This is a genomic window from Micromonospora sp. GCM10011542 (genome assembly GCF_042650685.1).
Classification (GTDB): domain Bacteria; phylum Actinomycetota; class Actinomycetes; order Mycobacteriales; family Micromonosporaceae; genus Micromonospora.
Genome location: NZ_JBHSBO010000061.1, coordinates 1 through 13,179, shown reverse-complemented (window position 1 = coordinate 13,179; position 13,179 = coordinate 1). Strand labels below are relative to the sequence as shown.

General features: G+C 71.5%; 11 protein-coding genes and 1 pseudogene. 9 read left to right on the top strand and 3 right to left on the bottom strand.

Features of this window, described 5'->3' with window-relative positions; genetic code table 11:
• Positions 1–47: 47 nt before the first annotated feature.
• Positions 48–1,628, top strand: coding sequence for a Rieske 2Fe-2S domain-containing protein (locus tag ACFOW4_RS25510; protein ID WP_377532195.1), 1,581 nt, complete (start codon positions 48–50; stop codon positions 1,626–1,628).
• Between the two features lie 115 nt (positions 1,629–1,743).
• The gene (locus ACFOW4_RS25505) at positions 1,744–2,397 is read left to right on the top strand and encodes a TMEM175 family protein (RefSeq protein WP_377532737.1); all 654 of its coding nucleotides are present in this window, start codon (positions 1,744–1,746) and stop codon (positions 2,395–2,397) included.
• Here ACFOW4_RS25505 and ACFOW4_RS25500 read toward each other — a convergent pair.
• Positions 2,378–3,973: a phytoene desaturase family protein gene (locus ACFOW4_RS25500; protein WP_377532193.1), complete on the bottom strand. Its 1,596-nt coding sequence runs from the start codon at positions 3,971–3,973 to the stop codon at positions 2,378–2,380. The two genes, ACFOW4_RS25505 and ACFOW4_RS25500, sit on opposite strands and share 20 nt — an antisense overlap.
• A 170-nt stretch (positions 3,974–4,143) precedes the next feature.
• Positions 4,144–4,986, bottom strand: a complete 843-nt coding sequence (locus ACFOW4_RS25495; protein ID WP_377532190.1) for a YhjD/YihY/BrkB family envelope integrity protein — start codon at positions 4,984–4,986, stop codon at positions 4,144–4,146.
• Positions 4,987–5,037: 51 nt separating this feature from the next.
• Between ACFOW4_RS25495 and ACFOW4_RS25490 the strand changes: the two genes are divergently transcribed.
• From ACFOW4_RS25490 to ispG, 5 genes are all read left to right on the top strand, one after another.
• Entirely contained in the window at positions 5,038–5,583 is a 546-nt protein-coding gene (locus ACFOW4_RS25490; protein ID WP_377532187.1) for a GNAT family N-acetyltransferase, read from the top strand.
• Positions 5,584–5,659: 76 nt separating this feature from the next.
• Complete coding sequence (locus ACFOW4_RS25485; RefSeq protein ID WP_377532184.1) at positions 5,660–6,322, top strand: Uma2 family endonuclease; 663 nt, start codon at positions 5,660–5,662, stop codon at positions 6,320–6,322.
• Between the two features lie 43 nt (positions 6,323–6,365).
• Entirely contained in the window at positions 6,366–7,577 is a 1,212-nt protein-coding gene (gene dxr / locus ACFOW4_RS25480) for a 1-deoxy-D-xylulose-5-phosphate reductoisomerase (protein WP_377532181.1), read from the top strand.
• The gene (locus tag ACFOW4_RS25475; RefSeq protein ID WP_377532179.1) at positions 7,577–8,827 is read left to right on the top strand and encodes a M50 family metallopeptidase; all 1,251 of its coding nucleotides are present in this window, start codon (positions 7,577–7,579) and stop codon (positions 8,825–8,827) included. Before dxr ends, ACFOW4_RS25475 begins: the two co-directional genes overlap by 1 nt.
• 8 nt (positions 8,828–8,835) lie before the next feature.
• Complete coding sequence (gene ispG, locus ACFOW4_RS25470) at positions 8,836–10,008, top strand: flavodoxin-dependent (E)-4-hydroxy-3-methylbut-2-enyl-diphosphate synthase (RefSeq protein WP_377532177.1); 1,173 nt, start codon at positions 8,836–8,838, stop codon at positions 10,006–10,008.
• A 93-nt stretch (positions 10,009–10,101) separates the two neighbouring features.
• Here the strand turns inward: ispG and ACFOW4_RS25465 are convergent.
• Positions 10,102–10,554 (bottom strand): annotated as a pseudogene (locus tag ACFOW4_RS25465) (PadR family transcriptional regulator); the annotation flags it as partial.
• Positions 10,555–10,617: 63 nt separating this feature from the next.
• Here ACFOW4_RS25465 and ACFOW4_RS25460 point away from each other — a divergent pair.
• Both ACFOW4_RS25460 and ACFOW4_RS25455 read left to right on the top strand, forming a co-directional pair.
• A complete protein-coding gene (locus tag ACFOW4_RS25460) occupies positions 10,618–11,841 on the top strand; it encodes an MFS transporter (protein ID WP_377532175.1) in 1,224 nt (407 codons plus the stop codon).
• Positions 11,842–11,898: 57 nt separating this feature from the next.
• Positions 11,899–12,738, top strand: a complete 840-nt coding sequence (locus tag ACFOW4_RS25455; RefSeq protein ID WP_377532172.1) for a GNAT family N-acetyltransferase — start codon at positions 11,899–11,901, stop codon at positions 12,736–12,738.
• Positions 12,739–13,179 lie beyond the last annotated feature (441 nt).

The following is a 13,179-nucleotide window of genomic DNA, read 5'->3' as shown; positions in this document are numbered from 1 at the left end:
GTAGCGTTTGGCGTACACCTGATTGTCTGTTTGAGGGGGACTGTGCGGTGCGAGTGACCGGTACGGGGCACGCCAGCATGCGGATCGACACGGCCGCGGGCAGCATCCTGTGCGACCCGTGGGTCAACCCGGCCTACTTCGCCTCGTGGTTCCCGTTCCCCGACAATTCGCTGCTCGACTGGGAGAGCCTGGGCCAGGTCGACTACCTGTACGTGTCGCACCTGCACCGGGACCACTTCGACGCGAAGCACCTGCGGGACTTCGTCTCGAAGGACGCCACCGTCCTGCTCCCGGAGTTCCCCACCTCGGAGATGGAGGACGAGTTCCGGGCGCTGGGCTTCACCAAGTTTCTGAAGGCGCCCAACGAGCAGGTGGTGGAGCTGCCCGGTGGCCTGAAGATCATGATTCAGGCGCTGACCAGCCCCACCGACGGCCCGATCGGCGACTCCTCGCTCTGGGTGGAGTACGACGGGGTGCGGCTGCTCAACCAGAACGACGCCCGTCCCACCGACCTGAGCGTCTTCGCCGAGTTGGGGCACGTGCACGCGCACCTGCTGCAGTTCTCCGGCGCGATCTGGTACCCGATGGTCTACGAGCTGCCGCAGGCGGCGAAGACCGCGTTCGGCAAGCAGAAGCGCGACCGGCAGTTCGACCGGACCTGGCGCTACATCGACGACCTGAAGGCGTCGCACGTGTTCCCGATCGCCGGTCCGCCGTGCTTCCTCGACGACGCGCTGTGGCAGTTCAACGACATCCACGGCGACGAGGGCAACATCTTCCCCGACCAGTCGGTCTTCCTGAGCGAGTACGCGAAGGTGGGCGGCACCAACGGCATCGTGCTGCTGCCGGGCAGCGTCGCCGAGGTGACCACCGAGGGCGCGACCACCACCCACCCGGTGCCGGTCGAGGAGTTCTTCGCGAACAAGGTCGCCCACCTGGAGGAGATGCGGGAGCGCAAGCGCCCGATCATCGAGGCGGAGAAGGCGTCCTGGCGGCACCCCGAGGTGGACGTGCTCGCCGAGATGAAGCGCCGGATCGAGCCGCTGCTGGACGAGTCGATCTACCTGGCCAAGGGGGTCGGCGGCCCGGTCCGCTTCGACCTGGTGGGCTACGACGGTGAGAGCGTCGAGTCGATCGTGGTGGACTTCCCGGGCAAGGAGGTCCGGCCGTACGCGGACGAGAAGGTCCGCTACCGGTTCCGCACCGAGCGCTCGCTGATCGAGCACCTGCTCTTCATGGACGAGGTGGACTGGGTCAACTCGCTCTTCCTCTCCTGCCGCTTCTCGGCGGCCCGGATCGGCCAGTACAACGAGTTCGTCTACGCCTTCTTCAAGTGCCTGTCCGAGGAGCGCCTCCAGTACGCCGAGGGCTGGTACGACGAGCACGAGCGCAGCAGCGACGCCGAGGACATCACTCTGGGCGACTGGGTGGTGCAGCGGCGCTGCCCGCACCTCAAGGCCGACCTGACCCGGTTCGGCATCATCGAGGGCGACCAGCTCACCTGCCAGCTGCACGGCTGGAAGTTCGACCTGCCCAGCGGGCGGTGCCTCACCAGCGTGGGCCACAAGGTCCGCGCGCACCGGGTCGACGCGGACACCCCCGCACCGGCCGGCGAGGCGCTGAGCTGAGCTGAGTTTCCCCACGCTCGCCGCCCCCGCCGGGTGACCATCAGGTCGGGAGGGGGGCGGCGTGACGGACGCGGACGCGAGGGAGAGGAACTACCGCTACCGGCGTAACCGGGAGATGGCCCGGGACGCCTCCCGGGTGGAGACGTTCAGCGACGGCGTCTTCGCGGTCGTGCTGACGGTGATGGCCGTCGAACTGCTCCAGAACGGCCCGGCGCGGGCCAGCGGGAGGGAACTGCCGGACGCGCTCGCCCACGCCTGGCCGTCCTACCTGGCCTACGTGATCACCTTCGGGATCGCCGGCCAGATCTGGCTCGGCCACCACAACATGTGGCGCTACGTGGTCCGGGTCGACCAACCGCTCGTCGTGTTCAACCTGCTGGTGCTGCTCTTCGTGGCGGCGATCCCGTTCACCGCCGACCTGCTGTCGGACAACCTGCGCGGGAGCGTGGTCGAGCAGCGGCTGAGCGCCGCCCTCTACCTCGGCACCGTGCTCGGCGAGTCGCTCTTCTTCAACCTGAGCTGGTGGTGGGCCCGCCGGCGGGAACTGCTCCACCCCGACCTCGACCCGGAGCTGGCCCGGGCGGTCTCCCGGCGACTGCTGGCACGTCCGCTGCTCTACCTGACCGCCTTCGCCTTCGTCTTCGTCGACCCGATCCTCAGCCTGGTGCTCTACCTGCTACTCGTCGGCCTCTCCCTCATCCGCCGCCCCGGCGACCTGCCCCGCTTCGCCCCCGAGGTCGACGGCGGGGTCAGCGGCCGAGGTCGCTGAGGATCCGCTGGGCGGCGTTGTGACCGGCGGCGCCGATCACGCTCCCGGCCGGGTGGCAGCCCGCGCTGCCGGCGTAGACGCCGTCGATCCCGGTGGCGTACGGCATCCGGTCGGTGAACGAGACGGTGTTGTCCACGTGGTGGATGTGCCCGCCGGTGATGCCGAAGTGCGCCTCGATGCCGGGCGGGGGCAGCGGCACCGCGTCGGCGATCAGGTCGGCGGTGCCGGGGGCGTACCGCTCGCAGATGCCGATTAGCTTCTCGACGTAGCCGGGCAGGGCGTCGTCCCAGGTTGTGCCGGCCGGCTGGTACGGCACCGACTGCACGAACAGCGCGGACGAGTGGTGCCCGTCCGCGTCGGAGAGCGACGGGTCGACGGTGGTGTGCAGGTACCACTCGATGGTCGGCTCGTCGGGCAGCCGGCCGGCCCGCACATCGGCCCACATGGCGCGCAGCGCGGCCATCGGCGAGGTGGCGTCCCCGCCGACCAGCGACGCCGAGCCCGGCAGCAGGTGGATCGTGGAGCCGAACGGACTGGCCGCGCCCTCGGGCAGGCAGGAGAAGCGCGGCAGGCCGGTCAGCGCCAGGTTGAGTTTCAGCGTCGTACCAGGCCGGCGGACCGCGGCCATCCGCTCGCCCAGCGGCGCCGGGAGCGCGCCGTCGGGCAACAGGTCGATCAGCCGGTACGGGTCACAGGCCCCGAGCACAACCCCGGCGGCCACCTCCCGACCGTCGGCGAGCACCACGCCGCTCGCCGCGCCGCCGTCCATGGTCACCGCGCTCACCGGCGTACCGGTGCGGATGGTCGCCCCGGCGGCGCGGGCCGCCTCGGCGAAGGTGCGCGACACGGTGCCCATGCCGCCCTCGGCGATCATCCAGGTGCCGCCGGAGCCGGGCAGCCGGCACATGTTGTGGACCAGGAAGTTGTGCCCCGTGCCGGGGTCGTCCGGGCCGGCGTTGAGCCCGGAGAGCCCGTCGGTCACCGCGTACATGCTGACCAGCAGCTCGGAGCGGAAGTCGAAGCGGGCCAGGTGGTCGGCGACCGACCCACGGACCAGGTCGAGGAAGACCTGCCGCAGCGCCGGGCGGACGTACCGCTCGGCGGTCTCCTCCGCCGGCAACGGCTCGGCTAGCCAGGCCGGGGCGAGGTCGTCGCGCAACACGGCCAGCTCGGCCTGCATGGCGTCGTCGGCGGCCACGTCGGCCGGAGAGAAGAACTCCGCGAGCTGCCGCCGGGTCGCCGCGACGTCGCTGCCGATCAGCAGGTACGGCGAGCCAGCGCCGCCCGGCGTGGGCAGGAAGTAGTGCGGGTCGCGGCGCAGCACCGGGATCCGCACGTCGAGCGTGGCGAGCAGCTCCGGCGGCATCAGCCCGAGCAGGTACGAGCCGGTGGAGTGACGCAGCCCGGGCACCTTGGGGAACGGGTTCTCGGTGCGGGTGGCGCCGCCGATCACGTCGGCGGCCTCCAGCACCAGCACGTCGAGGCCGGCGCGGGCCAGCAGGACGGCGGAGACAAGGCCGTTGTGCCCCGCCCCGATGATCACGACGTCGGCCCGTGCGGGAACCTCACTGCTCATGCCTGCGCACCCTAGCCCGCCCCACCCCACGCGGTAACCCCCAGCCCGGCCAATCCCCTTGCCCGGCCAATCCCGTTGCCCGGCCATCCCCGTTGCCCGGCCATCCCCGTTGATCAAGAGGTTTCCGTCGTCAGAGGCGTGCCCGGTGACCGGAACCTCTTGATCAACCATCAGAGGTGGGGGGTGGGGGCGCGTTGGGCGCGCCAGCGGGAGAGGGCCAGGGTGGCGGAGTAGCCGGCCAGCACGATCACGTGGAACAGGTAGAGCCACAGGAGCACGGCGACCCCGCCGCCGATCTCGTCGAAGCCGCCGAACGGCACGCCCAGGTCCAGCGGGAGGGAGGCGAAGAGCACGAAACCGTGCAGGAATCCCGAGAGGTTCGCCGCCGTGAACGACCCCACGCCCAGCGCGGAGAGCCAGTCCGGCGAGGCTGGCCCGACCACCCGGAACACCCAGAGCAGCACCGGGGTGAGCACCAGCCAGACCGCCAGGAACGACAGCACCACACCAAGCGCGCCGACCCAGCCGCCCTGTCGGACCAGGCGGGTGGTGAGCGGCAGAGCCAGCAGGATCGACAGCAGCAGCGCGGGCGCCGGCGCGAGCAGCGGCAGCAGCAGCAGCCGGCCCCGCCAGCCGACCAGGTGCTCGTCGGAGCGCGGCACGGCCACCGAGACGAACGCCCGGCGCAGGCCCTCGCCGTACAGCGACGCGGGAAGCAGCGAGGCCAACGCCAGCAGCGGCGTCAACTCGACCCCGGCGTCGACCAGCGCGGCCACGGCCCGGGGCGCGCCGATGGCGGTGGGCAGCGCCTCCACGGCGTACGAGGTCAGTCGGCGTACCCGGTCGGCCCCGGCGACGACCGAGGTGAGCCAGATCGCCAGCAGCGCCACCGGCACCACGGCTATCGCCCCGTAGAACGTGATGGCGGCGGCGTGCAGCGACAGGTCCCGCCCCCGTACCGGGCGGAAGGCGGCACTGGTGATCCGCCGTGCCCGCCGCCATCCGCTCCTCATCGCGGTTCTCTTCCCCGTATCGGTCCCCGCCACTCATTAAGATCGTCGGCCATGACCCTGCTCACGACCGAACGCCTGACCCTGCGGGACTGGACCGACGAGCCGGCCGACCTGGAGCGGATCTACGACATGTACTCCCGGGAGGAGATCACCCGCTGGCTCAGCACCGCCGCGGGGATCCCGATGACCGACCCGGCGCAGGCGGTCGAGCGACTGCGGTTCTGGCGCGACCGGCACGCCGGGCACGCCGGGCGGTACGGCACGTGGGCCATCGAGGTACGCGACACGGGCGTGGTGGCCGGCACGCTGCTGCTCAAGCCGCTGCCGGGGCGGGACGGCGAGACGCCCACCGACGACATTGAGGTGGGCTGGCACCTGCACCCCGACTCCTGGGGCCACGGCTACGCCACCGAGGCCGCCCGACCGGTACTCGCTCGCGAGTTCGCGGCCGGCACCCGACGGATCCACGCGGTCGTCGCGCCCGGCAACGAGGCGTCGATGGCGGTGGCCCGCCGGCTCGGCATGACCCACGTCGGCCGGCGCACCGACTGGTACGGCGGCGAGGAGCTGGAGACCTTCGTCCTCGATGCGCCGTGATCGACTGCGGCATCGACGGACCAGTGGTGCGACGTGCCGGCTCGCGCGGCTACGCGACTAGGGTGAGCTGTGGAAGATGTCCGCTGAGGGGGTGAGCCTGATGGCTCAGGCCGCGTACGCGCCCGAGCCGGAGCCGACCGAGCCGTCGTTCGACGTGCTGCGGTGGCACGACGAGCCGTGGACCGCCCAGCTCGCCCTCGACCTGTTGCCGGAGACCAACGGCCCCAAGGTTGAGGTCCTGAGCGGAAGCGTGATCGTGACACCACATGCCGGAATCGACCACCAGTCGGTCGAGCGCGAGCTGCCTTATCTGCTGCACCGCGCGGCCCGTCGCGCGGGCCTCTGGGTCTATCCCGAGATCAACCTTGTTTGCGGCAAGGATCTCTTCATCCCGGACATCGCCGTGCTGCAGTCGTCTGGTGGCGGCCGGTCGGCCGTCGACGTCCGGGAAGCCGTGCTGCTGGGGGAAATCGTGTCGCCGGGCAACCGGCGCAAGGACGTGATCGACCGGCCACGCGAGTACGCCGCCGCCGGTGTTCCGTTCTTCCTCCGGGTCGACCTGCGGAACCGGGTTCTCGCGATGGCGCTCTACGAGCTGGTGGAGCAGGAATACCGCCCGGTGTCAGCAGCGGCGGCGGGCAGCGCGTTCGTCATGAGGCAACCGTTCGAGTTCTCGGTGGATCCGGCCGATCTGCTCGACGAGGAGGCGCCGACAGCGGAGCCGGATCCGGCGGAGTGAGGCTCCCAGCGGGCGTTCAGGACGGCTGGGGAACAATGGCACGGTGACGTCTCCCCGCGACCTCGTCCTCCTCGGTTCCACCGGCTCGATCGGTACCCAGGCCATCGACATCGTCCGGCGCAACCCGGACCGGTTCCGGGTGGTCGCCCTGGGCGCCGGCGGCGGCAACGTCGACCTGCTCGCCGCCCAGGCCCTGGAACTCGGGGTGGATGCGGTAGGCGTGGCCAAGGCGTCCGCCGCTCAGGACCTCCAGCTGGCGTTCTACGCCGAGGCGAGCCGCCGCGGCTGGGCCACCGGCGACTTCAAGCTTCCCAAGATCGTGGCCGGTCCGGACGCGATGACCGAGCTGGCCCAGTGGCCGGCCGACATCGTGCTCAACGGTGTGGTCGGCTCGCTCGGGCTCGCGCCGACGCTGGCCGCGCTGCGCTGTGGTCGTACCCTCGCCCTCGCCAACAAGGAGTCCCTCGTCGCCGGCGGCCCGCTGGTGAAGGCCGCGGTGACGCGGCCGGGGCAGATCGTCCCGGTGGACTCGGAGCACTCGGCGCTGGCCCAGTGCCTGCGCTCCGGTTCGCGCGCCGAGGTGCGCCGGCTGATCGTCACGGCCAGCGGCGGCCCGTTCCGGGGCCGGCGGCGCGACGAGTTGACGCAGGTCACACCGGAGCAGGCCCTCGCCCACCCCACCTGGAACATGGGACCGGTCGTCACGATCAACTCCGCCACGATGGTCAACAAGGCGCTGGAGGTGATCGAGGCGCACGAGCTCTTCGACGTGCCGTACGCCGACATCACCGTGATGGTCCACCCGCAGTCGGTGATCCACTCCATGGTCGAGTTCGTCGACGGCTCGACCATCGCGCAGGCCAGCCCACCGGACATGCGGCTGCCGATCGCGCTGGGCATCGGTTGGCCGGACCGGGTGCCGGCGGCGGCCACGGCGGTCGACTGGACGGCCGCGCACACCTGGGAGTTCGCGCCGCTGGACGACGAGGCGTTCCCGGCCGTGGCGCTGGCCAAGGCCGCCGGGGAGGCCGGGCGCTGCCGTCCGGCGATCTACAACGCGGCCAACGAGGAGTGCGTCGAGGCGTTCGTGGCGGGCCGGCTGCCCTTCCTGGGCATCGTCGACACCCTCGAACGGGTGTTGGAGGACGCTCCCGACTTCGACGAACCAGGTACCGTCGAGGACGTGCTCGCGGCCGAATCGTGGGCGCGCGCGCACGCGCAGGAGATCATCGCGGGTTCGGTGGAAGGAGCTTGATGTCGTACCTGCTCGGGGTGGTCCTCTTCGCCCTGGCCATTCTCATCTCGGTGAGTCTGCACGAGGCGGGGCACATGCTGACCGCCAAGATGTTCGGGATGAAGGTCACCCGCTACTTCGTGGGCTTCGGTCCGACCCTCTGGTCGTTCAAGCGGGGGGAGACGGAGTACGGCGTCAAGGGCATCCCGCTCGGCGGCTTCTGCAAGATCGTCGGCATGACGGCGCAGGACGACGACGTCGATCCGGCCGACGAGCCGCGGGCGATGTGGCGCTACCCGGTCTGGAAGCGGACGATCGTGATGGGCGCCGGCTCCATCACCCACTTCGCCCTCGCCCTGGGCACGCTCTGGATCATGGCCGTCTCGACCGGCCTGCCCAACCCCGACTTCCCGACCACCGAGCAGCAGGTCCGGCAGGAGCCGGCCGTGATCCGGCTCAGCGAGTGCGTGGTGCCGGAGAACGTCGCCCGCGCCTGCGCCCCCGGCGACCCGGCCAGCCCGGCCGTCCAGGCCCAGCTGCGCGACGGCGACCGGATCACCTCGGTCAACGGCACGCCGATCAGCACCTACGGCCAGCTGCTCACCACGCTGCGCTCGCTCAAGCCGGGCGACACCGCGAAGATCGATTACGTCCGTGACGGGCAGCCCGCCACGACCAGCACGGTGCTCGCCAAGACCGAACGGGCCCCGCTGGACGACCCCAAGGGCGCCGTGACCCCGGTCGCCGCGCTCGGCGTCGGCATCGTGCCCAGCACCCCCACCCGGGTGACGTACGGGGTGGTCGGCGCCTTCGGGGCGACCGCCGACTTCACCGGCGACATGGCCGTCGGCACGGTGCAGGCGTTGCAGCGGATCCCGCAGAAGGTCCCGGCCCTGTGGACCGCCATCACCGGCGGCGAACGTGACGCCGACACCCCGATCAGCGTGGTCGGCGCCAGCCGGCTCGGCGGCGAGGCGGTGGAGAACAACGCCTGGTTCCTGTTCTTCATGCTCTTCGTCTCGCTGAACTTCTTCATCGGCGTGTTCCAGTTGCTGCCGCTGCTGCCGCTCGACGGCGGGCACATCGCCATCGCCTGGTTCGAGCGAGCCCGCTCCTGGCTCTACGCTCGGATCGGCCGCACCGACCCCGGGCGGGTCGACTACCTCAAGCTCATGCCCTTCACGTACGCGGTGATCCTGATCGGTGGCGTGTTCACGCTGCTGACCATCACCGCAGACGTGGTCAACCCCATCACGCTCTTCTCAAGGTGAGTGCTGAAGTGACCGCTGTCAGACTCGGTATGCCCGCCGTACCGCCCCCGCCGCTCGCTCCCCGCCGGGCCAGCCGCCAGATCATGGTCGGCTCGGTGCCGGTCGGCGGCGGTGCCCCGGTGTCGGTGCAGTCGATGACCACCACCCTCACCTCCGATGTCAACGCCACCCTCCAGCAGATCGCCGAGCTGACCGCGTCCGGCTGCCAGATCGTCCGGGTGGCGGTGCCGTCGCAGGACGACGTCGAGGCGCTGCCGGCGATCGCCAAGAAGTCGCAGATCCCGGTGATCGCCGACATCCACTTCCAGCCCAAGTACGTCTTCGCCGCGATCGACGCCGGCTGTGCCGCCGTCCGGGTCAACCCGGGCAACATCCGGCAGTTCGACGACAAGGTGCGGGAGATCGCGAAGGCCGCTGGCGACGCCGGGGTGCCGATCCGCATCGGCGTGAACGCGGGCTCGCTGGACAAGCGGCTGCTCGCCAAGTACGGCAAGGCCACCGCCGAGGCGCTGGTCGAGTCGGCGCTGTGGGAGTGCTCGCTGTTCGAGGAGCACGGCTTCCGGGACATCAAGATCTCGGTGAAGCACAACGACCCGGTGGTGATGATCCGGGCGTACCGGCAGCTGGCCGAGCAGTGCGACTACCCGCTGCACCTGGGTGTCACCGAGGCCGGCCCCGCCTTCCAGGGCACCATCAAGTCGGCGGTCGCCTTCGGCGCCCTGCTGGCCGAGGGCATCGGCGACACCATCCGGGTGTCGCTGTCGGCCCCGCCGGTGGAGGAGATCAAGGTCGGCAACCAGATCCTCGAGTCGCTGGGCCTGCGCGAGCGGGGCCTGGAGATCGTCTCCTGCCCGTCCTGCGGTCGCGCCCAGGTCGACGTCTACAAGCTCGCCGAGGAGGTCACCGCCGGCCTGGAAGGGCTGCCGGTGCCGCTGCGGGTGGCCGTCATGGGCTGCGTCGTCAACGGCCCGGGCGAGGCCCGCGAGGCCGACCTCGGCGTCGCCTCGGGCAACGGCAAGGGGCAGATCTTCGTCAAGGGGCAGGTCGTCAAGACCGTGCCCGAGGCGCAGATCGTGGAGACGCTGATCGAGGAGGCGCTGCGGATCGCCGACGAGATGGGCGCCGAGCTGCCCGAGGAACTGCGCGGCCTGGTGACCGGCCCGACCGTCACCGTGCACTGATCACCCGCCGGCGCTGTCCGCGCCGACGACGAAGCGGCCGTTACCCCCCGTGGGTAACGGCCGCTTCCTCGTGTTGGCGGGTGCCGTGCGGTGTCACTCCGATTCGGCGAGGATGGCGTACAGCTTGCGCCGGGTCTCGTCGAGCACCTGCGCGGCCCGCTCCCGCTGGTCGTCGGTGCCGGTCATCATCACCTGGCGCAGCGCGTTCATCGCCTGCGCGCCGGCGTCGCGGATGTCGTGCCAGCTGTTCACGGTGTTCTCGGCGAACTCCGCCCAGGGCGGGGTCTGTGCCGCCTCGGTGGCCTCGGCCCGGCCCGCCTCGGTGACCGTGAACCGCTTGCGCCCGCCGCTGGGCTCCTCCGCGCTGGTGGCGATCACGCCCTCGTCCTCAAGGAGTTGGAGGGTGGGGTAGATCGAGCCGGGGCTGGGCCGCCAGGCTCCGCCGGTGCGGGAGTCGATCTCCTGGATCATCTCGTAGCCGTGCATCGGCCGCTCGGTGAGCAGGGCCAGGACCGCGCCACGGACGTTGGGCCGGCGACCCCGGCCACCTCAACCGCCGCCAAGGATGCGGTACGCAAACCGTACGTACGTCTTGTTAGGCTGCCGGGCATGCGCCTGTTACCCCCGCCGGGCCCGGCCCGGATCCTCACCCTCGGCACGCTGGTCAAGACCGTGGGGCGGGGTCTCTGGCTCGTCGCCAGCGCGCTCTTCCTCACCCGCTCGGTCGGCCTAACCGCGACCCAGGTGGGCGTCGGGCTCACCCTGTCCGCGCTGGTCGGCGTGCTGGCCAGCGCCCCGAGCGGCTACCTGGCCGACCGCGTCGGCCCGCGCGCCACCCAGGTCGGCGCACTGCTGGCCGCGGGTACCCTGACCGCCGGCCTGATCGCCGTCCGGTCGTTCCCGGCCTTCCTGCTGGTGGGCGCCGCGACCGCGCTCGCCGACGCCGCCGACCGCGGCGCCCGTGGCGCGCTGATCGCCGGCACCATCCCGGTCGACCAGCGCGTGCACACCCGGGCGTACCTGCGCGCCACCACCAACGTCGGGATCTCCGTCGGCGCCGTCCTCGGCGGGTTCGCCATCGCCGCCGACACCCGCACCGGCTACGTCGCGCTCATCCTGACCGCGGCCGCGGCGTCGCTGCTCGCGGCGGCAGTCCTGGTCCGTCTGCCCGCCGTCGCAGCGGTCACCGCCCCCGCGCACGGACCCCGGCTGATCGCCCTGCGGGACCGGCCGTTCCTCGCCTTCACCCTGCTGGACGGGCTGATGTCCATGCACTTCAGCCTGCTCACCATCGCGCTGCCGCTGTGGATCGCCGGACACACCCGCGCGCCGGCCTGGATGATCTCCGTCCTGACGCTGGTCAACACCGTGCTGGTGGTGCTCCTGCAGGTACGCGCCGCGCGCGGCGCCGGCACCCTCACCGGGGCCGCCCGTGCCGCCCGTCGCGCCGGACTCGCGATCGCGCTGGCCTGCGTCCTCTTCGCCGCGAGCGGTGCTCTACCCGTCGCGGGCGCCGTCGGCCTGCTCGCCTGCGGTTCACTGGCGCACGTCACCGGGGAGCTGTGGCACTCCGCCGCCGGCTGGGGGATCTCCTTCGGCCTGGCACCCGAGCACGCGCAGGGGCAGTACCAGGGGACCTACGGCATGGGGTACGAGCTGGGCAAGATGCTCGCGCCAGTGGTGGTGACCACCCTCGCGCTCGGTTGGGGCGTACCGGGCTGGTTGCTGCTGGGTGGGCTGTTCCTCCTGCTCGGTGCCCTGGTGCCCCCGGTCGTCCGATGGGCCACCAGCACCCGGCCAGCTCCCGATGTCGCCGAACCGGTGGCCGTCTGACCCCGGACTCGTCACTCAGCCGGCGGGGTGGGGGACCGATCTGGCAGGCTGGTACCCGTGCTGACGGTGCCGGTACGGCAACTGGGGGAATCGGAGCGCCGCGCGGTCGAGCGACTGCTCGACCTGGACCCGTTCGCGGGCGCGCAGGTCGCCGAGCGCGTCGCCGCGCGCGGACTGTCCTGGTGGCGGGCGGAAGGGCGGATCCTCGGGTACGGCTCCCGCCGCAACCTGGAATCGCTCTGCTGGCTCGGCGGCAACCTCACCCCGGTGCTCGCCACCGAGCCGGCCGTCACCGCCTTCGCCGACCTGCTCGCCGGCGAGGAGCGGCTCTGCTCCTCGATCGTCGGGCGGGCCGACGCCGTACTCGGACTCTGGGACCGGCTCTCCGCCACCTGGGGTCCCGCCCGCGACGTACGCCCCAACCAGCCGCTGCTGGCAACCGACGCGGTGCCGCCGGTGCCGGTCGACCCGGAGGTACGTCAAGTGCGCGGCAACGAGATCGACCGGCTCTTCCCGGCGGCGGTCGCCATGTACACCGAAGAGGTCGGCGTCTCGCCTCTGGCCGATGACGCCGGACGCAGCTACCGCCGGAGAGTCACCGACCTGGTCCGGGCCGGCCGGGCGTACGCCCGGTTCGTCGACGGCCGGGTCGTGTTCAAGGCCGAACTGGCCGTCGTCACCAAGCGCACCGCGCAGGTCCAGGGCGTCTGGGTAGCACCGGAGTGGCGCGGCCGGGGCATCGCCACCGCCGCGATGGCAGCCGTGGTGCGCGACGCGCTGCTGCGGGTCGCCCCGACGGTCAGCCTCTACGTCAACGACTTCAACCTGCCTGCGCGGCGGGTCTACGAGCGGTGCGGCTTCCGTCCGGTGGGCACCCTGGCCACGGTCCTCTTCTGACCTTCGCTCCTCTGATCCGGCCTTCCGGGTTGTCGGTGGTTGCGCTTGGGGCTGGGGGGCGACCGTCCCCGGCTCCGGGCGGTCAGGCTTGATCCCTGCGCCGGGGACGGTCGCCCCCAGCCCTGACTCTGGTCGCTGTCCGTGCACGGGTTCCGGTCTGCTTGGGGTACGTGGATACGCCGCTGGCCGGCACCCCGGTTTCGGGTGCCGGCCAGCGATCATGTCGTGCTGTCATCCGTTCGTGCTGTCGCGTGGTGCTGTCTGTCGTGCCGTGGTGTGTCAGTGCGTGCGTCAGTTCCAGTGCTTGGCGACGAGGTCGGCGGCCTGCTGCTCCCACTGGGCGTAGGCGTCCGGGTAGGCCGAGACCTGCACGGTCTGGGCGGCGTCGGTCAGCGGCATGTCCTGCCAACCGTCAACCTGGCGCAGGCCCTTGAGGAACGC

What these genes read in the sequence shown, in the direction of transcription:
- ACFOW4_RS25485 (WP_377532184.1), top strand. Translation starts at nt 5,660, where the DNA reads ATGTCCGCTGAGGGGGTGAGCCTGATGGCTCAGGCCGCGTACGCGCCC.
- ACFOW4_RS25460 (WP_377532175.1), top strand. Translation starts at nt 10,618, where the DNA reads ATGCGCCTGTTACCCCCGCCGGGCCCGGCCCGGATCCTCACCCTCGGC.
- ACFOW4_RS25500 (WP_377532193.1), bottom strand. Translation starts at nt 3,973, where the DNA reads ATGAGCAGTGAGGTTCCCGCACGGGCCGACGTCGTGATCATCGGGGCG.
- ACFOW4_RS25475 (WP_377532179.1), top strand. Translation starts at nt 7,577, where the DNA reads ATGTCGTACCTGCTCGGGGTGGTCCTCTTCGCCCTGGCCATTCTCATC.
- ACFOW4_RS25495 (WP_377532190.1), bottom strand. Translation starts at nt 4,986, where the DNA reads ATGAGGAGCGGATGGCGGCGGGCACGGCGGATCACCAGTGCCGCCTTC.
- ACFOW4_RS25505 (WP_377532737.1), top strand. Translation starts at nt 1,744, where the DNA reads ATGGCCCGGGACGCCTCCCGGGTGGAGACGTTCAGCGACGGCGTCTTC.
- ACFOW4_RS25490 (WP_377532187.1), top strand. Translation starts at nt 5,038, where the DNA reads ATGACCCTGCTCACGACCGAACGCCTGACCCTGCGGGACTGGACCGAC.